The following is a 19,479-nucleotide window of genomic DNA, read 5'->3' as shown; positions in this document are numbered from 1 at the left end:
AGCGGGCGGTATGGCGCGGGGGCGCGGGCCGGCTAGGGGGCGTCGAGCAGTTCCAGGACCTCGCCCGGCCGCGCGTGGCGGCCGAGCTTAGATTTTTCGAATAACGGACGCCCGTCGCGCAGCACTTCGAAACGGCCGCCACGTGAGGGTACCATGGTGATCTCGGCGTCCGGGTGCCGGGTGCGAATTTCGGCCGCCAGACCGGCGGCGCGCGGCTCGTAGTTTCAAACCGTGCAGTATTCGATCGTGATGTGCATCGTCGAATTGTAACCAGCGCCGGGCGGCCGCGGCAGCTAATTGCGCGGTGGGGGCCAGGGCACGTGGGTGAGTGTGGCGAGGCGCTGGATGAGCGTGTCCTGGTACGCCACCACGGCTTTGAGGGAATCGACCGTGGCCATGGCGTCCTGCAGATCGCCCTGCATGTTCTGCACGGCGGTCCCCATGTCCATCACGGTCTGGGCCATGTTCGTCTGGGCGCGGGGGCTCATGCAGCTCCCCAGGGCGAGCAGGGCGGCGAAGGGCGCGGTGAATGGAGCGATGCGCATGGGATGTCGGAGTTGAGGTTGTACGCCGAAGATGGGGCCGCATGCGCCGCGCGTCGACCCCGACCGACGCCGGTGGGGGACGGATGCGCGTGGCAATCAGATGATGGTGAGGAACCATGGTCGACGACGCAGGTTGCCGCATGCGCCGTGCCGCCATGACCCTCCCCGAACTCCTGCTCGTGCTGGCGATGATCGGCACGCTCTTGGCGCTCGCTGTGCCGCCGGCCGCCGCGTCGGCCGACCGGGCGGCGGTGCGCGCGGCGGCGCGGGACATCGAGGCCCTGTTCGTCGAGGCGCGTGCGGAGGCGCTGGCCCGGGGGGCCGGCGCGTGGGTCCGGTTCGACAGTGTAGCCGGCATGGTGCGCCTGCGAGTACCCGGCACGGGAACCCGGACCCGGGCGGTGGGGTCACTGTATGGAGTAGCGTTCAGCAGCAGTCGCGACTCCATGAGCTACGACGGGCGGGGGCTGGGGCACGGTGGGGCGAACCTCACGGTGGTGGTGGTGCGCGGGCGAGCTCGGGAGACGCTGGTCGTGTCCCGGCTGGGGCGCGTCCGCCGGTAGGGGTAGTGCGGGTACGCCGTGCCCGCGGGAGGAGAGACACCCACGCCGGGGCCGCGCTAGATTGCCGCCGTTCGCGCGCGAGGTCACGGATTGGTGCCAACCGTGATCACTATCACGCAGAAATGTGACGGTCCACCGATGGGGGTGAGTTATTCCTCATGAGATGACCGACGACGCGGCCGACGTCCGACGTGTGCTCAGCGGTGACGTTGAGGCATACGCGGCGCTGGTTGATCGATACTACGATCAATGCGCGCGGTACGCGGTTCGGATGCTGGGAAACCGCGATGACGCGGAAGACGCGTTGCAGGCGACGTTTTTGCGGGCGTATCGGGCGCTGGGCAGATATCAGGAGCGCGACAAGTTCAGCGCGTGGCTGTATCGCATCCTGGTGAATCAGTGCAGGAGCCTGGCGGCGCGGCGGTCGCAGCACGAGCGCGTGTTCGTGCGCGAAGAGGCGGCGCTGCTCAATGCGGCGGATGAGCGGGAAGCCGGGTGGACGGGGGAGGACGAGGAGTTCGTGCAGCGGGTGTTGAGCGAGTTGGATCCACTGCTGCGCGAGGCGTTCCTGCTGAAGTACATCGAGGAGTTGAGCTACGAGGAGATGGCGGCGCTGACCGGCGTGGGCGTTTCCGCGTTGAAGATGAGAGTCAAGCGCGCATGTGATCGCCTGCGCGAGCGATGGGAGTTGATCAAGCATGACTGAGTCCGAGAGGGATCCCAACGTCGAATGGATCGCGCGTGAAGCGCGGCGGCCGGTGGAGTCGTCGGCCGGTGTGCGCGCGCGCGTGATGGACGCCGTGCGGTCGACGCCCTTACCGGTTCGGCCGCGCCGCGGGATGGGGTGGCTCACGGCCCCCAGGCCGTTGGCGCTGTCCCCGCTGGGCAGCACTTTGCTCGCTGCGGGGCTGGTCGGGATCGGGCTACTGCTCGGACTCGCCGTGACCAACCGGGACGGTCGCCTGCCGACCGAACAGCCCACCGCTGTGGCTGCGACTGCGCAGCTCCCGGTTCACGATACGCTGCAGGTGCATCGGTTCGAACTCGAGGCCCCACACGCGTCGCGAGTGGCTCTGGTGGGGGACTTCAACAACTGGAGCCTGGCCGCCACACCGATGACCCGGAGCGCCGACGGCACGGCGTGGACGGTGACGGTCAAACTGCCGGCGGGCCGCCACGTGTATGCGTTCGTGGTGGATGGGGCGAAAGGGAGCAAGTGGGTGCCCGACCCGGCGGCGTTGCGCGCGCCGGACGACGGATTCGGTACGGCGAACTCCGTGGTGCTGATCGGACAGGGGTCGGCCACATGAAGCGCCTCGCCGGACGTCGCGGACTGGTCGCGTTGATCGCACTCGCCGCTGCTGCACCATCGCTCTTCGCACAGGGCCCTGACCCGCTGGCCAAGCTCGACACCGCCGGCCGGGCACTGGTGCGATCGCTGGTCGATTCGGCGCGCGCCGAGGGGCTGCCAAGCGAGCCGGTGCTGTCCAAGGCGCAGGAGGGGGTGGCCAAGCACGCCCCCAACCCAGCCATCGCCCGCGCCGTGCGTACCGTCTTCCTGTCGCTGCGTCAGGCCCGCAACACCCTGGGCCCCAAAGCCAGCCGGGACGAGTTGACGGCAGCGGCGGCGGCGTTGCAGGCGGGAATCCCGGCATCCGCGCTCGCCGACCTGAGGGCCAGCGGTCACGGGAAGTCGATTACGGTGCCGCTCGTGGTGCTGGCAGATCTCGTCACGCGCGGCGTGCCGCGCGACATGGCATCACACACCATCCTGCAGCTGTGGATGGGGGGGGCGGGGGACGCCGACCTGTTGGGCTTGCCCAAGGCGGTCGAACAAGACATAGTATCGGGAGCCGCACCGGGTGACGCACTCGTCAACCGTGCCCGAACGATCCCGATACGGCTGCCGCCAGCGAAGGTCCCCGAATAGCGGCTCGCGGTTTCCCGAACGCCGAGCGCGTATCGCGATGTTCGCGCTGAACCGACCATCCGTCCTAATTGCCGTCGCCGCCGCCCTGTGCCTACCGCAGGGCGCAGCCTCGGCACAGGTCGTCTCACGGCTGGAAGCCGGGGCCGTCACCAGCTCGACGCCGGGCTTCGTGCCGTCCAGCGCGCTCAGCCTCACCCCCGACCTGCGCTACGAGGGGCAGAATGTGAAGCTCTCGGCGCGTGGTTCGGCCTGGCTCGACGGCAACTCGTGGGACTTCGCCGACGCGCGGCTCTCGGGATCGGTGACCACGCCAGTGCGCCACCACCTGAGCGCCCAACTGATGGCCAATGCCAGCCGGGCGTACTACGACCGGATCAACCAGAACCAGCAGGTCGCCGCCGAAGCGCGCGTACACCTCGTGTTCTCGCAGGCCGGCGGCATGTGGCTGGAGACCGGCGTGGCACGGCCCTGGCGCGTGGCAGTGGTCTCGGCGGTGGACGTGGCGGGAGCCGGCGCCTGGACGCAGGTCGGCCCGGCAACCCTCACCGGGACGTATACCAACTTCGCGTTCACCCGCATCGCCAGCGCCAGCGACTCGACCAGTTCGCTCCAGACGTGCGTGGCAACCACCGACAACAGTCGCTGCCTGCGGCAGTCGCACTTCAGCGACGTGCAGGGGTCGGTGCACTTCGAGAAGGGCCCCGTGGAGTTGGACGCGCAATCGGGGTACCGGTTCGGCGACGCCACCGACGTGACGCCCGACTCGCGGCGTTGGGCGGCGGCGAATGCCGTCGTCTGGCTTACCAGTGACGTCGCGATGGTGGTCGGCGCCGGTCGCCAGCCATCCAACCCGGCACGCGGACTGCCGGCCCGCAACTACGCCAATCTAGGCATGATGTTCGCAGCCTGGCCGGCGATGACGGCCGGCGCGGTGCCCATCGAAGCACGAGCCAGCGCGATCAGCAAGTTCGCGGTCGCCGCGGCGGGCCCCTCGCTGGAACGGGTGCAAGTGCACATCGCCGGCGTGCAGAGCGTGGAGGTGATGGGCGACTTCACGGACTGGCAGCCGGTGGAGATGGTGCAGCGCGGACGCGACCTCTGGGAGGCCCTCCTGCCAATCGCCGATGGCGTCCACCAGATCAATGTCCGTGTTGACGGCGGCAAGTGGCTGCCCCCACCTGGCACGCCGACGATGCGCGATGGGTTCAACGGCGAAGTGGGGATGCTCGTCGTCCACGAGTAACCGCCCAATCCGGGAGAAACGGCTGGCCGCGCGACGCGCGGCCAGCCGTCGTGTTTTCCCGGGGAGGTGTCTAGGCGACGGTCCCCTGTTCGGCGCAACCGGGGGCGCTCCGCAGCCCGCGTTTGCTCAGGTTCCGAAGTCGAAACCCGGTACGGAGATCCGGGGAATGGGCTCGCCGATCATGCGCTCGATGGTGCGCACCATCGCGATCTCGTCGGGGGCCATGAACGTGAACGCGTCGCCAGTGCTCTCGGCGCGGCCGGTACGGCCAATGCGGTGCACGTAGTCTTCGGGATGCTGAGGCACGTCGTAATTGATGACGTGCGAGATGCCCGAGATGTCTAGTCCACGCTGGGCGATATCGGTGGCCACGAGGACGCGGATCTTGCCGTGCTTGAAGTCGTCGAGCGCTTTGGTGCGCTGCGCCTGCGTCTTGTCGGCGTGCATCGCGGTGGCATCGATGCCGTCGTGTTCGAGATGGCGCACCACGCGGTCGGCGCCGTACTTGGTGCGCGTGAACACGAGCACCGAATCCATGCCGGCTTCCTGGAGGAGTTGGCCGAGGAGGGCCGATTTCCGGTCGGTGGGTACGGGGTAGACCGCGTGGGTAACCGTGCTGGCTGCCGACGAGCGCAGGCCGATCTGCACCACTTCGGGCTTGCGCAGATACTTGCGGGCCAGGGCTTCGACTTCGGGCGGCATCGTGGCGCTGAACAGCAGCGTCTGCCGATAGGGCGGAATCTGAGCCACGATGCGGTTGATCTGGGGCGCGAATCCCATGTCGAGCATGCGGTCGGCCTCGTCGAGCACGAGCACTTCGAGATCATCGAACACCACGTTCTGGCGCTCGAGATGGTCGATCATGCGGCCCGGGGTGGCGACCACGACGTCGACGCCGGCCCGCAGCGCCTTCTGCTGCGGGTCGAGCGGCACCCCGCCGTAGACGGGGGCCACCTCGAGTTCGGCGTGCTTGGCGTACTTCCGCACGCTCTCCTCGACCTGCACGCACAGTTCGCGCGTCGGGGTGAGGATGAGGACGCGGGTACGGCGCGGGCCATCGATGAGTCGGTCGACCACGGGGAGCGTGAACGCGGCTGTCTTGCCGGTGCCGGTCTGCGCGAGACCGATGATGTCGCGCCCTTTCAGGATCAGCGGGATGGCCTGCGCCTGGATGGGCGTGGGCTCGCGGTAGCCTGCGTCGCTCACGGCGCGCAGCACGGGCTCGGAAAGCCCCAGCGCCGCGAATGTCACCGACGGTTCGGTGGGATCTTCGTTCGTCTTCTTGTTGCGTGGCATTGTTCGGTGAACCCTAACGTCAGGCACCGCCGGTCGCTACTCACGCGCGAAGGCGAGGAGCGCGGCGTTCGTCTCTTCGGGGCGCTCCTCGTTCACGGCGTGCCCACCGTTCATCGACACGACGGTGAGGTGCGGGATGTGGCGTGCCCGCGCTTCGCTGCCCACGATGAGATGATCGTGCGTGCCGAGCACGAGGAGCACGGGGCACCGCACGCCGGCGAGCTGCTCCTTGGCGAACGGTTCCCACGAAAAGCAGTGCAGGCACGCGCCGACCGCCGCGCCGAAGCCGGGCTGCGCAGCGGTGGCCCAGTACTGCTCCACATCGTCGTCGGTGACGCGCGACTGGTCCCAGTAGGCGAGATGGACAAACCAGCCCACGAGCGGCTTGGCGACGATGAACGACGCGTAGTCGCGCAGCGCGAGCGGCGCGACCATCTGGGCCACGGACACGAATCGCACGGGGGCGAATCCTACGGGATCGATGAGGGCCACGCGTCCCACCCGCGGGTGGTGCTCGATGGCGAGCCCGGCGGCGATGGCGCCGCCCATGCTCACCCCCACCACCACGGCGTCGCGCACGTCGAGCGCGTCGAGAAGCGCGTTCGCCGCGGCGATCATCGCCTCGCGCGTGTACTGCTCCAGTTCGGGTGGCTTGTCGCTCAGCCCATGCCCCGGCAGGTCCGCAGCGATCACGCGGAAGCCCGCCGCCGCGAGCGGCGGAATAGCGGCGCGGTACGAATATACCGACGCCCCCCAGCCGTGGAGCAGCACGATCGGCCGGCCCTCGCGCAGCCCCGCTTCAAGCACCCGCAAACGCACGCCGTCGTGCACCGGGACGAAGCGCACGGCGATGCCGGGCTCGCGTGCGGGGTAGATCTCAGCAGCGGCGATCAGACGAATTCGATCGGCCGCCCGGCCAATCGCGCAATGAGCCCCAGACGGAAGGTCACGTCGGTCCATCGGGCGTCGTCGACCAATTCGTCCTCGAGCGGATACCTGGCCCAGACGAAGGGGTTGGGGGTCTTCACGGCGTGCAGTCCCTTGTGCGGATGCCACACGGCGTCGGCATCGCGATCGTCGAGAAAACGATCGAAGAGTCTGGACCAGTTGTCATTGACCTTGAGGAAGCCGAGCCGCGCCATCAATTCCAGCCAAGCGAGCGCACTCACCACGTCGGCGTCGGCGGCGTTGCGGTGCGGCAGTTGGTCGCCCATGACGAGGTGGGGCTGGGCCGCGACGCGGCGGCCGAGAAGCTGCTTCACGTCCTGGCGCGGCAGCGACTGGGAGAGCCACGAGTAGATGCGATCCATCACCTCGGCATGCTCGGTGCAGAAGAGCGGCATGTAGGCGAGCATGGTGAGCGCATAGATCGAGGGCGGGGCCGCCTCGGGAGCGAGGAGGTGCTGATTGCCCACGCGGATCCACGGCTTCTCGGCAAGCGGCGACCGCAGGAAGTCATTGATGCGGTCGAGAATCCGCCGGGCGGCCCCGCGCAGGCGGGGGTCGCCCTGATAGCCGGCCTGAGCCAGGGCGGCGGCCGCCGCCTCGCGCAGGATCGTGCGGCCGCGGTGGACCGTGTCCTCGTCGGGCGCGGCCCTGCCGCCGAATTCGTATAGAAATTCTGGGTCGTCATCCTCCGCGAGCAGTCGGAAGAGTACTCGGCGCGCCTGCATGAGCGGCGGCGACTCCTTGTCCCAGCCGTACTCGAGCAGACGCTGGACCGCATTGATCGTGCCCACGCCTTCGAACCCGGACGCGCGTGCTGACGGGAGGGTGAGCATCATATGGGACCAGGTGCCATCCCCGGCTTGGGACAGCGCCAACAGCACGGCGGGTCGATACGTATAGGGGAGTATCGTGGGACCTGGCCCCTCAGCCGGCTCCAGGCGCGCCACATCGGTGACGGAGCGGTACTGGATGGCCGGCGCAGCGTGTTCCAGCAGCCAGCCCAGCGGAAAGCGCACGGGCTGCGGCGGGGGTGGCGGCAGTGGAGCAGGAGGCTGCGCCGGAACGTCTGGGCCAGCGTCGGGTTCAAGATGCGTAGTAGATGGCAGGGTCACGGCGTCGCGGGAGACAGTGTGGGAAGGCGATGTCGTACCGCCCAAGACTTCGGGCGCGTAAGCATAGCGTTTTTCGGGTGATGCGCTAGAGGGCACGTACTAAGTGATTTTCTGGCAGTCACTTGAGTGTTGGAATCCCATTCTTTATAGGAGCGTTTCATGCGTAAGTTGGCGATGGTGACACTGGCAGTGATGTGTCTGGGCGGCACGGCCTCGCTGGCCGCCGCTCAGGGCGGTGGTGGCGGCATGGGTGGCAGGGGCGGCCGCGGCTCGATGATCGATCGCGTGTTGACCCAGCCCACGGCCATCACACTCACGGCCGATCAGCAGAAGACGGTCGACAGTCTCAAGACCGCGATGACCACCGACATGCAGGGCCTGCGCGAGGAAATGCAGAACGGTGGTGATCGGAGCGAGGTAATGGGCAAGATGCAGACGATGAACAAGAAGTATCAGGATGCCGTGCGTGCGGTTCTGACGCCGGATCAGCAGAAGGTGTTCGACGCGAACGTCGCGGCCATGCCGATGCGCGGTCGTCGTGGTGGTGGTGTGTAACATCGCCGGGCAACACGCATGACGCAGCGGGCCGCTCCTTCGGGGGCGGCCCGTATGCGTTGATGCTGGCCGATCGGAGCGCGAGCGGCGATCTTGAGCCGCGATGCCGCTTCCCACCCGCCGCCCGTTCCTGAGCGCAGGCCGCCATGCGCGGTGAATTCGTCGACGTCGGCGGTGTTCGCCTGTACTACTACGCGGCCGGAACGCGTGGCGCCGGTGCGCCGGTGGTCCTCGTGCACGGCTTCCCCACCTCGGGGCACATGTGGAGTGAAGTGGTGCCGCTCCTGCCGCCGGGCCATCGCGTGGTCGTGCTCGATTTGCTCGGCTATGGGCGCAGCGACCGGCCGGGCCCTTCGGCCCTCGGCGTGTCCGCCCATGCCGATCGCGTGCTGGCGTTGATGGACGCGCTGGGCATGCGCGAAGCGGCGCTGGTGGGGCATGGCCTGGGGGGTGCCGTCGCGCAGTCGATCGCCGTGCGATTCCCGGCGCGGGTGTCGCGATTGTGCCTGGTGAGCGCCGCAGCGTTCGACGCCTGGCCCACGCACCGCGGGCGGTTCTGGCGGCGTCTGGCTCCTTTGGGGCGCCTCGTGCCCCCGGCATGGCTGCAATCCATCCTGCGCACTGCGCTGCAATCTGGATATGCTAATAGCTCACGGGGAGCGCACTCCCTCGAGTTGTACGCGCGCGCGTTCGCCGGCACCGATGGGCGGGACGCGCTGATGCGCCACCTGCGCGCGATGGACAACGCCGAAACCGAGGCGCTGGTCCCGCAACTCGGGCGGATCGCCTGCCCGACGGCCGTGGTCTGGGGCCGGGGCGACCCGTTCTTCTCGGTCTCGGTGGGCGAGCGCCTGCGGGATGCGATTCCAGGCGCGACACTGGACGTGGTACCGAGCGCGCGCCATTACCTGCCCGAGGACACGCCGGCCGCATTGAGCGCGGTGATCGCGCAGTTGTTGGCGCGCCACTAGTGCCGGCGGTGCGCCGGGCGGGCCGGCCGGGGTTTCTTCGCCTTCGCCGTATCGCGGCGTACGGGCTCATGCAGCGCGGCGGCGGGATACGTGCTGGCCGGATTCCAGAGCATCCAACTGTGAATGCCGTTGTCGTACCCCGCCTGGATCTGCGCCCGCACCTCGGCGGAATCGTACGTTGGCGCGCCGCGCGTGAACCCCTGATACCACGGGACGATGTCGGCAGCGCCGCGGATGGACGCATTGCGCCGGCGCGCCGCCATGAGAACGCGATTTGCTATCTCGTATGGATGTGCGGCGGGATCGGCGACGCCATCATAGCCGTCCACGAACGCCGAGGGAAACGTGACCGGCATGATGACGTCGGCACGCTCGGCGATCGTCTCCCACTGCGGGTCGGTAGTGTCGCCGGCTGCGGCGCCGGCGATCCCGACGGCGATCGGAATGTCGAGCCGCGAACGGAGGAAGTTCAGCGCGTTGCGGAGGACCCGGGCGCGGGCCCGCGCCCCGCCCGGCGAATGGTCCATCGGCGGTGCGGCGGTGGCGCCCGGGTATTCCAGATCGTCAAACAGGACCTCGCTGAACCCGCGCGCCGCCGCCTCCGACGCGAGATCGGCGGCGTAGGCCCAGACTTCGGGGCGCGCGGGGTTCACCCAGGACCCCCCACCCGAGTCGCGGGGCAGCGCCCACTCCGGCCGCCGCGCGGCGAGCAGCGGATCGCGGGCGACGACGATGCGCGCAATGGGAAAGATCCGGTGGGCGCGCAGGGAATCCAGAAGCGCATGAACCCGCGCCACCGCCATGGGATGCGCAGTGTCGGCGCCAATCGCATGCACGAGCCCCACGGTCGACGGGTAGAGCAGCAGGCCCCGGTCGTCCTTGATGTCGATGACGAGGGCGTTGACCTCGGAGTGCCGCGCGAGGTCGACGAGCTGCCAGATATCCCGCCCTTCGACCGCGGCGCGATTCGCATACAGACCGCGGACGGGGTTGGGAACCGCAAGCGGGTGCATGCGCGGTGGCCGCGGTGACGGAGCCGATTCAGTCTGATCGGCATCGTCCGCCTCGGATGCGCCGGCGGACGCGGCCGTGGAATCGAGCCTGCGCTCGGAAACGGGCGGCCGGTGCTCTACGGCGGCGGCATGGCGGGATGCCGGCGTCGCCTTGGCGGACGCGGCGGACCGATCCGCGGAACACCCGCAGACGAGTGCCGCGAGCAGGATCGGGGCAAGGCGGTTCACGATCATCCTGTAAGCTAAACCGCTCAGAGGCGCCGCACTTCTTCCGCCGCCTCGAGCACGTGGCCGATGTCGCGCGACAGCGTGCGCGCTTCCTGGGTGGCGCTGGTGACGTCACCGAGCGCGGAGTCGAGGCCCGCCGAGCGAAGCTTGAGGAGATCGAGCTTGAGATTCTGCAGGGCCATGCAGGCGCTCTCCAGCCTGGGAAGGAGCGCCCGCCGCCGTTCGAGCAGATCGTGCACCGTGGTGCGCTGCCGTTCGAGCAGACTCAAGCGGCGGTTGCGCTCCGCGGTCTCTGGTTCCCGCTTGAGGTCGGCAATGCGCTGGTCGAGCGCGCCGAGGTTGGCGCCCGAGGCATCGGCGTCGAGGCTCTGCAATGTGCTCGCGAGCGTGCCGATGCGTTCGCCGAGCGCGTTCACCGTGGGCTCGATGTCGGGCAGCATCTGGCGCTCGGTGGGGGTAAGCGCGGCGAGGACTTCGCGGATGACGATGCGGTCGCCGGCGGCGCGGCGCACGGCTGCCCCATGTGGGCCGGCAAGGACGACGTCGCTGGCCATGGCGGGCTCGGCACGAGCGGGGAGCGAACGTCCCGGCGCGGCCGGTGCCGAATCGGACCCTCGGTCCCCCACGGCACCCCGTGCCGCCGGCGGCTGACCCGGCTGGCCGCGTCGGAACAGTTGCTTGAGGGTGGCCCCGTCCGCCCAGAGAGTGCCCCAGCGCCGCACGAGGCCGATGCCGATGCCGAGCGCCGGAAAGAGCCACCACCAGAATTCGGGACTGGTGAGCATGTTGATGCCGAACAGCATCAACAGTGTGGTGAGGTTTCCCACGAGGCGGCGGCGGAACCCGGCAACGCGTTCGTCGAGCGAGCGCGTCGGATCGTCGCGGAACTCGGCGATGCTCCCGTGCCGATATGCGCGCCGTTGGTCGCGCCACGCCGCGCGCTGCTCACGAAAGTCGACGGCACGCCCCTTCAGCTCATCGCGCCAATCGCGCCACTCGTCACGGTCGTAGCTGATGGGGGGAGCCGGCAGGATGAAGCCGGGTATTCCCACCGGTGGCGGAGCCGAGGCGCCCGGAGTGCCCGGTCGCCCACCGCTGACTGGGGAGTTCACGTAACCGGTGGACGACAGTTGCTCGAGGCGCGGCGGCGGCGCGGGCGCGTCGGCCACGGCGGCGGCTCGGATGGCGTCGCGGAAGGCGGCGCCGGTGGGCCAACGTGCCGCCGGGTCCTTGGCGAGCGCGATCTCGACGGCGCGGGCGATGGGTGCTGGTACGTCCGGACGCTTCTCGTGAACCGGGCGCGGCACTTCCGACACGTGCTTGACGAGCATGGCCGGGGTGTTGGCTGCCTTGAACGGCTGCTCGCCGGTGAGCATCTGGTAGGCGACGACCCCGAGGGAATAGATGTCGCTGCGCCCGTCCACATCACGTTCACCCAATGCCTGCTCAGGTGACATGTACGCCGGCGTGCCCACGGCAACCCCGGTGACGGTGAGGCGGGAGTCGCCAGCGGCGGCGCGCGCGATGCCGAAATCGGTCACCATCGTGCGGCCACTGCCCCGGTCGAGCATGATGTTGTCGGGCTTGATGTCGCGGTGCACGACGCCCTTGTGGTGGGCGTAGTCGAGGGCGTCGGCCACATCGCCGATCACGCGGCGCACCTCGTCGAAGCTCGACCGCGGTGATTCGTGGAGGTGCAGGGCGAGCGTCGTGCCCTCAACGAGGGCCATCACGAAGTACACCACGCCGTCGCGCTCGTCCACCGAGTAGATCGGCACGATGTTGGGGTGGTTGAGCTGCGCCGCCATCTGTGCCTCGCGCAGGAAGCGTGTCTTGACGTCGGCGTTGAACGCGAGGTCGGGCGGCAGCAGTTTGATCGCGACGTGGCGATTGAGCCGGAGATCGAGCGCCCGGTAGACGGCCGCCATGCCGCCGCGTCCGATTTCCGCTTCGATCAAGTAATGGTCGCCCACCGCCGCGACGAGCCGATCCTGGAGGTAGTCGCTCACCTCTTCTCAGCCGCCGGGCGGGCCTCTGCGGAAGAGGGGGCGCCCCGCCCGAGCACGTCGGCTACATATACCGCGCTGTCCACACTGTCGGCCAGGTTGAGCGCGTTCATGGCAAGCGTGGTGATGTGCTGGTGCGTCTGCATGCCGGCTCGCAGGCGCAGCACGTCGAGTTTCATGTTGCGCAACGCCAGAGCGCAGGTCTCGAGGCGGGCGGCGGTGGCGGCGCGCTTGGACTCGCCGTCCATGATCGCGCGGCGCTGGCGCTTGAGGTATGCCAGCCGGTGCACTCGCTCCTCGCTCCCGCGGTGATCCAGTGGGTTGGCCTCGTTCTCCAATCGCGCAATCTCGGCCTCGTAAGCGGTGAGCCCCCCGGGAGGTGTCTGCCTGTCGAGGTCGGCGAGCCCGATCGCAAGCCCCTGCACCTTTTCATGGAGGGCGACCGCGGAGCGCACCACGTCGGGCACGCGAGACCGATCGGCGGGTGGCAGGGACTCGATGAGGCGCACGATCTCGTCACGGTCGCCGATCGCCTGGCGAACGGTATTGGCGTACGGGCCGGCGGATTGCGCCAGCGTGCCATCGTCCAGCCGCGGGCCGGGAAAGGCGCCCGCGGCCGGCACACCGCCCGCGCGCCGAGCCACCCGGCGCTGGCGGCGCGCGTCCAGCAGCGCGCGCCGCTTCTGAGAACTCGACAGCGCCCGAACGTGCTCCATGAAATCGTCGAATACTTCCATGAGCGTGCGATCGCGCGGCTGCTGGAACACGTCGCGCCAATCGTAGCCGTCGCTCCACAACTTGGCGTACTTGAACGCCAGCCAGATGCTCCAGATAACCGTGAAGAATGTGAAGTTCGAGCGGAACAGAATCGACATCAGCACGATGACGCCGTTCACGTACAGATACGGCCACACCCGCCGACGGAATGCCTGCACCTGCGGCGCGTCCCAGCGGCGCAGTTCATCGGCGGTGGGCACGTACAGGCCGGGGTCGAAGCCAGCGCCCTGATGCGACGGCACACCACCGATGGCTGTCGCAATCGCGGCGCTGGCCGCGGCCGATGGTAACCCTACGACCCCCGGCACGATGTTCGACGGCGGGAGCGGCATCACGCCGCCGTCGAGCGCCTTCACCAGGTCGCCCGCCGATGGAAAGCGATTGGCTGGATCCTTCTGGAGCATGAGCGACACGGCGCGCGCCAGGTCGGGCGGCACGTCGGCCCGCCGCTGCTCCACGGGGACCGGAATTTCCGAGATATGCTTGACCAGCATGGCGGGCGTGCTGCCCGCCGAGAACGGCGGCTCACCGGCCAGCATCTGGTAGGCCACGATGCCGAGCGCGTAGATGTCGCTGCGCCCGTCGATCACGCGCTCGCCCGCCGCCTGCTCCGGTGACATGTACGCCGGCGTGCCGATGGCCATGCCCGTCGCGGTGAGTCGCGAGTCTCCGTCGCTCACGGCACGCGCGATGCCGAAGTCGGTGACCATGGGACGGCCAGTCTCCGCATCGAGCAGGATGTTGTCGGGTTTGATGTCGCGGTGCACCACCCCGCGTTCGTGGGCGTAGGCAAGTGCGTCGGCCACGTCGCGGAGAATGTGGCGCACCTCGTCCACCGGCAGCACGCCGCGGTCGTGCAGGCGCTTGGCCAGATTGTCGCCACTCACATACGCCATCTCGAAGAAGACCAGCCCATGCACCTCGTCCACCGTGTAGATGGGAACGATGTTCGGATGGTTGAGTTGGGCGGCGGTCTCGGCCTCGCGCAGAAACCGCGTCTTGATGTCGCTGCGAAAGGCGAGCTCTGGCGGGAGCACCTTGATCGCAACCATACGCTTGAGCCGGCGATCGCGCGCCCGATACACGATGCCCATCCCCCCGCGCCCGATTTCGGCATCGAGCTCGTAGTGGGCGCTCAGGGCGCGCTCCACGAGCGCACGCATCTCGGAGTCCCCAGACGGGAGGACGGGGTCAGACACTCGGCGAGCTCGTTTTAGGGCGGAATACGGCATCTTAGCACGACTGGGTACTTCTGGAAAGGACGCGCCGGTTCGGCAGTGTCACTACGTCAGAGTAGCGGGTCGAAGTTGCAAATCCCGCCAGGGTGTCGTAACTCCACAGGACGGGCCCCCACAGTGGGGCGACGGACTCGCGGCCAATGGTGACTAAGTGCATGTCCGCACTCACTTAGGTCGTGTCGCCAGAATTCTGGAACGGACCGTGCATTGACTCGGTAGTGATCATTGGTAGTGTCGCTACCCTCTTCTCGGAGCATGTGATTCGCATGGCTCAACGCCATACTCTGCCGGTTCTGCCGCTTCGCGGGACCGTGATCTTCCCGGGGCTAACGGCGCCGATCGCCGCCGGCCGGCCAGGGACGCTACGGGCGATCGAAGCAGCCTTGAAGGCTGATCGACTGGTGTTCGCGGTCGCCCAGCGCGACAACACGGACGAGCCGGCTCCGGAAATTCTGTACGCGATGGGCGTGGTGGCTCGCATCGGCCAGATCCAGCGTGGATTGGGCGGCGTGCAATTGCTGCTCAACGGCGAGCAGCGCGCCACGGCGCTCCAGTACAGTTCCAACGAGGGCTATCTGAGCGCCGTCGTCGTGGACGTGGAGGAAATGAAGCCGGCGAACGAAGAAGATCCGGCATTCGTCGCACTGTACAAAGAGATCCGGGAACGCGCCGGTGAACTCGGCGAACGACGCGGACTTCCGGAAGAGGTCGTGCATCAGGTGCTCGACTCGGTCACCGATCCGGGCCGGTTCGCCGACCTCGTGGCTGGCTACATCGATCTTCCCACCGCGGAGAAGCAGGGGCTGCTCGAAATCCTGAGCGTCGAGGAGCGGCTGCGCCGCGTGCTCGTGCACGTGCAGAAGCAGATCGGGATGATCGAGATGCAGGAGGAGATCAAGTCGCAGGTCCAGGAGGAGTTGGGGGAGCGCCAGCGGGAGATGTTCCTGCGCGAGCAGATGAAGGCCATCCAGAAGGAACTGGGCGACGATGATGCCTCGAAGGAAATCGAGGAACTGCGCGGGAAGCTGAACAAACTCGAGCTACCCAAGGAAGCGCGGGCCGAGGTCGAGCGCGAGCTGGGGCGCTTGGAGCGTGCGGGTCGCGAGTCCATGGAAGCACAAGTCATCCGCACGTATCTCGAGTGGATCGCCGAATTGCCATGGAACGCACGGTCCGACGACGACCTCGACCTCAAGAACGCCTCGACGATCCTCGAAGAGGACCATTACGGACTGCCCGACGTGAAGGACCGGGTGCTCGAGTTCCTGGCCGTGCGCCAGTTGCGCGCGCAGCAGATCGCCGACGAACTGAAGAAGACCGGCGAGATGCCGATCGTGAAGATCCAGGCCGTCAAGGAAGACGCGACCCCGTCGCTTGCCAAGGGCGACGACGAACGCACGATCACCGACGCCAAGGAAGCCAAAGCCCGGGCCATGGCCAAGGGCCCAATTCTGTTGTTCGTGGGCCCGCCAGGCGTGGGCAAGACGTCGATTGCCAAGTCGATCGCGCGCGCGCTCGGCCGCAAATACGTGCGGGCGGCGCTGGGCGGAGCGCGGGATGAGGCCGACATCCGTGGCCACCGGCGCACCTACGTGGGCGCCATGCCTGGTCGTATCGTCCAGGGGATGAAGCAGGCCGGCACCAAGAATCCCGTGTTCCTACTAGACGAAGTCGACAAGCTGGGCGTGAGCTTCCAGGGCGATCCGGCGAGCGCGTTGCTCGAGGTACTCGATCCGGCGCAGAACGACACGTTCACCGACCACTACTTGGGCATTCCGTTCGACCTGAGTGAAGTGCTGTTCGTCGCCACGGCGAACCTGATCCAGAACATTCCGGGTCCGCTGCTCGACCGCATGGAAGTGGTCGAGTTTGCCGGATATACGGAGCGCGAGAAGGCCGAAATCGCCAAGAAGTACCTCATTCCGCGCCAGCTCGAGGAGAATGGCTTGGGCGAGAAGGGGATCACGTTCAGCGATGACGCCGTGATGGCCGTGGTCAGCAAGTACACCCGGGAGAGCGGCGTGCGCCAGTTGGAGCGGCAGATCGGCGCCGTGGCGCGGAAGGTGGCCCGCCGCGTGGCGGCGGGCGATACCGCGCTGATCGACGACAATCTCATCGATGCCGACGAGGTGCGGCAGCTCCTCGGCCGCCCGCGGGTGCACCCGGAACACGCAGCCGAGGAGAGCGAGATCGGGGTGGCGACGGGCATGTACTATACCCCCGCAGGGGGCGACATCATGTTCGTCGAAGCCGCCATCCGCCGCTTGTACGGGGCGGGACCTGCGCAGCCGGAGGACGCCCGCACCCAGGTGAGCGGATGGGGCAGCCTGTCGCTCATTCTCACCGGGCAACTGGGCGACGTCATGAAGGAGAGCGCGCGTGCCGCGCTCACGTACGCCGCCACGCACGCCGACTTGCTCAACATTCCGGCCGATAAGCTGGGGTCGATCGAGGTCCACATCCACGTGCCGGCCGGCGCCATTCCGAAGGACGGCCCATCGGCCGGCGTGACGATGGCCACGGCGCTGGTGAGCGCCATGTCCAACCGCCCGGTGCGCAAGGACGTCGCGATGACAGGAGAGACTTCGTTGCGCGGCCGGGTGATGCCCATCGGCGGGCTCAAGGAGAAGGTGCTCGGCGCGCATCGGGCCGGGATCACGCACGTCATTCTGCCCAAGGACAACGAGGCGGATCTCGAGGATATCCCGGCCGATGTTCGGGAGCAGATGACGTTCCACGCGGTGACGACGCTGGACGAGGTATTCGCGATCGCCCTGCTGCCGGCCGGCGGCGGGGCCGAGAGCGTGCACGCGATGGAAGATCTGGCCGACGAGATGGTAGGGGCCGGGCAGGGCTGACCCTCCCGCCGGCCCGTGCCTCACACGGCGGCGCGGCGGAGTCGCGGCGCCGTCAATGGATGAGGAGCGCCCCCCACTGTGGGACCTTCCATGGGTCGTCGCGCGTGGCGGTGGGCCCGGTGCCGGGCACAAAGAACTCCGTATAGAGGTCGTCGGGCGGCGTGAGATCGTCAGCCGGCTGTCCAGTGGCACGGTTGTAGTCGGCGAACACCAGATCCGGCGCGGGCGGGAACTGGCCGGCGCTCCTCCCCGCGTAGTAATCGCTGATCAACTCGCCCCACACCGGCGCGGCAAGCGACCCACCGGCCACGCCGAGCGCGATGGGCTCATTCTGGTCGAAGCCCAGCCACACACCGGCCACCAAGCGCGGCGTCATGCCGACGAACCATACGTCAACGTTGTCGTTCGTGGTGCCCGTCTTGCCGGCGATCGGAATATTGTCGGGGACCATCTGGCGGGCCACGCGTCCCGTGCCCCGCTCCGTGACATCCTTCATCATGTCGCGTACGATGTAAGCCACGGCCGGGTCGAGCACGCGCACCGGCGTGCTGTCGGGCGCCGCATACACGGTGCGGCCGTAGCGGTCATCGATATGGGTCACCAGCCGCGGGGTGACGGCGAGCCCGTTGTTCGCGAAGGCCGAATACGCCGTGACGAAGTCGAGCGGCCGCACCACCGATGCGCCGATCGCGCTCGACGGCACGACGGCGATGGGTGTTTCGATTCCCATGCGGTGCGCGAGCGCAGCCACCGAATCCATGCCGATCATCTGACCGAGCTGGATCGCCACCGAGTTGCGCGAGTGGACCAGCGCCTCGCGGATCGTCATCGCACCCAGGAACTTCCCGTCGTCGTCCTTGGGCTCGTATACGTCGCCATTGGGCAGCGTGATGGAGAGCGCCGTGTCGGGCACGATCGTATTCGCGGTGATTCCGTCCTCCAGCGCCTTGGCATACACGAACGGCTTGAACGACGAGCCCGGCTGGCGCTGGGCATTCACCGCCCGATCGTACGGCGACGCCGCGTAATCCCGTCCGCCGACGAGCGCTTCGACATCGCCGGTGTAGGGATCGACGGCCACCACCATGCCCTGCAGATAGTTCGTGCGCGTAGGATGCGCCGGATCGAACTTTGGATGCTTGTAACCAGGCCGGGCTTCGACCTTGGCGGCGCCGTCCGCGAGTGCCCGCTCCGCGTCGCGCTGCAGCGCCGGATTGTCGGTGGTGTAGATGCGCAGGCCACCGCTGGCCAGCGGGACCCCGGCGGCCCTCGCGGCCTCCTCCACGGCGTCCACGAAGTACGGGGCGCGCACCGAGAATCCCGCGTCAGGCACGGTGACGAGCGGCGTGGCTCTGGCCTGGTCGGCGGCCTGCCGCGTGATGTACCCCTGGTCAGCCATCAGGCCGAGGATCAGATCGCGCCGATCCTTGTTGCGATCGGGATGGCGCGCCGGATCATAACCGGCCGGCGACTTGGGCAGCGCGGCCAGCGAAGCCGCCTCGGGCAGGGTGAGCTGCGAAGCGTCTTTGCCGAAGTAGTGGCGGGCCGCCTCTTCGATGCCGCACCACCGATGCCCGAAGTTGATGCTGTTGAGAAAGGCCTCGAGAATCTGCGCTTTGTTGTAGTGCTTCTCCATCTCGCGGGCCGCCGCCTGCTCGTGAAGCTTGCGCGAGATACTGCGATCGCGCCGGTTGATGAGATTGGGGTGCATGTTGCCGACGACGAGCTGGGTGATCGTGCTGGCGCCACGCACATCCCCTTCGGTAACGACGTCCTTGAGCGCGCCGGCGATTCCCACGAGGTCCACGCCGTTGTGCTCGTAGAACCGCTTGTCCTCCACGGCGATGAACGCTTCGGGGACGTACTTGGGCAGCGTGGAGAGCGCGATGCTGGTGCGCCAGTCGGTGCCGATCTCGCCAATCAGGGAGCCGTCGCGCGCGAACACGAGCGACGATTGTGGTAACGGCACGATCTGCCAGGCCTCGCCGGGCGTGGGACCCAGGCGCGGGGCGCAAGCGATCGACTCGCTCTGTTGGGCGCGCGCCGAGCCGGCCACGAACATCATCGCGCCGACCAGCGCCAATCGTCGGCCGGTCCTCATGCCGGCAAGTGTCGTCGGATTGGGCATTCTTCCTGATAAGATACCCGCGCGGGGTCCCATGGTTGCCCGGCGCGTCACCTCCCGCGATGCTTATA

General features: G+C 68.0%; 17 protein-coding genes. 8 read left to right on the top strand and 9 right to left on the bottom strand.

Translation table 11 applies throughout. The features are described 5' to 3' along the window. Positions 1–32: 32 nt before the first annotated feature. On the bottom strand, positions 33–257 hold the full coding sequence (locus VNF92_08325) for a SelT/SelW/SelH family (seleno)protein (GenBank protein HVA57882.1): 225 nt from the start codon (positions 255–257) through the stop codon (positions 33–35). Positions 258–293: 36 nt separating this feature from the next. Then, the gene (locus tag VNF92_08320; protein HVA57881.1) at positions 294–545 is read right to left on the bottom strand and encodes a hypothetical protein; all 252 of its coding nucleotides are present in this window, start codon (positions 543–545) and stop codon (positions 294–296) included. Positions 546–685: 140 nt separating this feature from the next. Between VNF92_08320 and VNF92_08315 the strand changes: the two genes are divergently transcribed. The 5 genes from VNF92_08315 (at position 686) to VNF92_08295 (ending at position 4,281) form a co-directional block, all read left to right on the top strand. Beyond that, on the top strand, positions 686–1,108 hold the full coding sequence (locus tag VNF92_08315) for a GspH/FimT family pseudopilin (GenBank protein ID HVA57880.1): 423 nt from the start codon (positions 686–688) through the stop codon (positions 1,106–1,108). A gap of 163 nt (positions 1,109–1,271) precedes the next feature. Next, positions 1,272–1,814, top strand: coding sequence for an RNA polymerase sigma factor (locus VNF92_08310; protein ID HVA57879.1), 543 nt, complete (start codon positions 1,272–1,274; stop codon positions 1,812–1,814). Next, positions 1,807–2,418, top strand: a complete 612-nt coding sequence (locus tag VNF92_08305; GenBank protein ID HVA57878.1) for an isoamylase early set domain-containing protein — start codon at positions 1,807–1,809, stop codon at positions 2,416–2,418. Before VNF92_08310 ends, VNF92_08305 begins: the two co-directional genes overlap by 8 nt. Then, entirely contained in the window at positions 2,415–3,038 is a 624-nt protein-coding gene (locus VNF92_08300) for a hypothetical protein (GenBank protein HVA57877.1), read from the top strand. Before VNF92_08305 ends, VNF92_08300 begins: the two co-directional genes overlap by 4 nt. A 37-nt stretch (positions 3,039–3,075) precedes the next feature. Then, entirely contained in the window at positions 3,076–4,281 is a 1,206-nt protein-coding gene (locus VNF92_08295; GenBank protein HVA57876.1) for a glycogen-binding domain-containing protein, read from the top strand. A 126-nt stretch (positions 4,282–4,407) separates the two neighbouring features. On the opposite strand, the gene VNF92_08290 is transcribed toward VNF92_08295, so the two are convergent. From VNF92_08290 to VNF92_08280, 3 genes are read right to left on the bottom strand one after another with little or no spacing between them, the layout of a single operon-like run. Further along, the gene (locus VNF92_08290; protein ID HVA57875.1) at positions 4,408–5,577 is read right to left on the bottom strand and encodes a DEAD/DEAH box helicase; all 1,170 of its coding nucleotides are present in this window, start codon (positions 5,575–5,577) and stop codon (positions 4,408–4,410) included. Positions 5,578–5,613: 36 nt separating this feature from the next. Further along, on the bottom strand, positions 5,614–6,423 hold the full coding sequence (locus VNF92_08285; GenBank protein ID HVA57874.1) for an alpha/beta hydrolase: 810 nt from the start codon (positions 6,421–6,423) through the stop codon (positions 5,614–5,616). Between the two features lie 44 nt (positions 6,424–6,467). Further along, positions 6,468–7,541 carry a hypothetical protein gene (locus VNF92_08280; GenBank protein HVA57873.1) on the bottom strand — a complete coding sequence of 358 codons (1,074 nt, stop codon included), beginning with the start codon at positions 7,539–7,541 and terminating at the stop codon, positions 6,468–6,470. A 255-nt stretch (positions 7,542–7,796) separates the two neighbouring features. Between VNF92_08280 and VNF92_08275 the strand changes: the two genes are divergently transcribed. After that, entirely contained in the window at positions 7,797–8,192 is a 396-nt protein-coding gene (locus VNF92_08275; protein HVA57872.1) for a hypothetical protein, read from the top strand. A gap of 146 nt (positions 8,193–8,338) precedes the next feature. After that, positions 8,339–9,163 carry an alpha/beta hydrolase gene (locus tag VNF92_08270; protein ID HVA57871.1) on the top strand — a complete coding sequence of 275 codons (825 nt, stop codon included), beginning with the start codon at positions 8,339–8,341 and terminating at the stop codon, positions 9,161–9,163. Here VNF92_08270 and VNF92_08265 read toward each other — a convergent pair. From VNF92_08265 to VNF92_08255, 3 genes are all read right to left on the bottom strand, one after another. After that, complete coding sequence (locus tag VNF92_08265) at positions 9,160–10,176, bottom strand: putative glycoside hydrolase (protein HVA57870.1); 1,017 nt, start codon at positions 10,174–10,176, stop codon at positions 9,160–9,162. The two genes, VNF92_08270 and VNF92_08265, sit on opposite strands and share 4 nt — an antisense overlap. A gap of 251 nt (positions 10,177–10,427) precedes the next feature. Beyond that, the gene (locus VNF92_08260) at positions 10,428–12,413 is read right to left on the bottom strand and encodes a protein kinase (protein HVA57869.1); all 1,986 of its coding nucleotides are present in this window, start codon (positions 12,411–12,413) and stop codon (positions 10,428–10,430) included. Further along, a complete protein-coding gene (locus VNF92_08255) occupies positions 12,410–14,386 on the bottom strand; it encodes a serine/threonine-protein kinase (protein HVA57868.1) in 1,977 nt (658 codons plus the stop codon). The genes VNF92_08260 and VNF92_08255 overlap by 4 nt, the downstream gene beginning before the upstream one ends. Before the next feature lie 305 nt (positions 14,387–14,691). Here VNF92_08255 and lon point away from each other — a divergent pair, with 305 nt between their 5' ends. Then, a complete protein-coding gene (lon, locus tag VNF92_08250) occupies positions 14,692–17,283 on the top strand; it encodes an endopeptidase La (protein ID HVA57867.1) in 2,592 nt (863 codons plus the stop codon). Positions 17,284–17,335: 52 nt separating this feature from the next. Here the strand turns inward: lon and VNF92_08245 are convergent, their stop codons facing one another. Further along, the gene (locus tag VNF92_08245; GenBank protein HVA57866.1) at positions 17,336–19,384 is read right to left on the bottom strand and encodes a PBP1A family penicillin-binding protein; all 2,049 of its coding nucleotides are present in this window, start codon (positions 19,382–19,384) and stop codon (positions 17,336–17,338) included. Positions 19,385–19,479: the final 95 nt, after the last annotated feature.

The sequence above is a fragment of the Gemmatimonadaceae bacterium genome, from assembly GCA_035533015.1.
Taxonomy (GTDB): domain Bacteria; phylum Gemmatimonadota; class Gemmatimonadetes; order Gemmatimonadales; family Gemmatimonadaceae; genus JAGWRI01.
The sequence above is the reverse complement of the archived record's forward strand: the minus strand, read 5'-3'. Positions and strand labels throughout refer to the sequence as shown.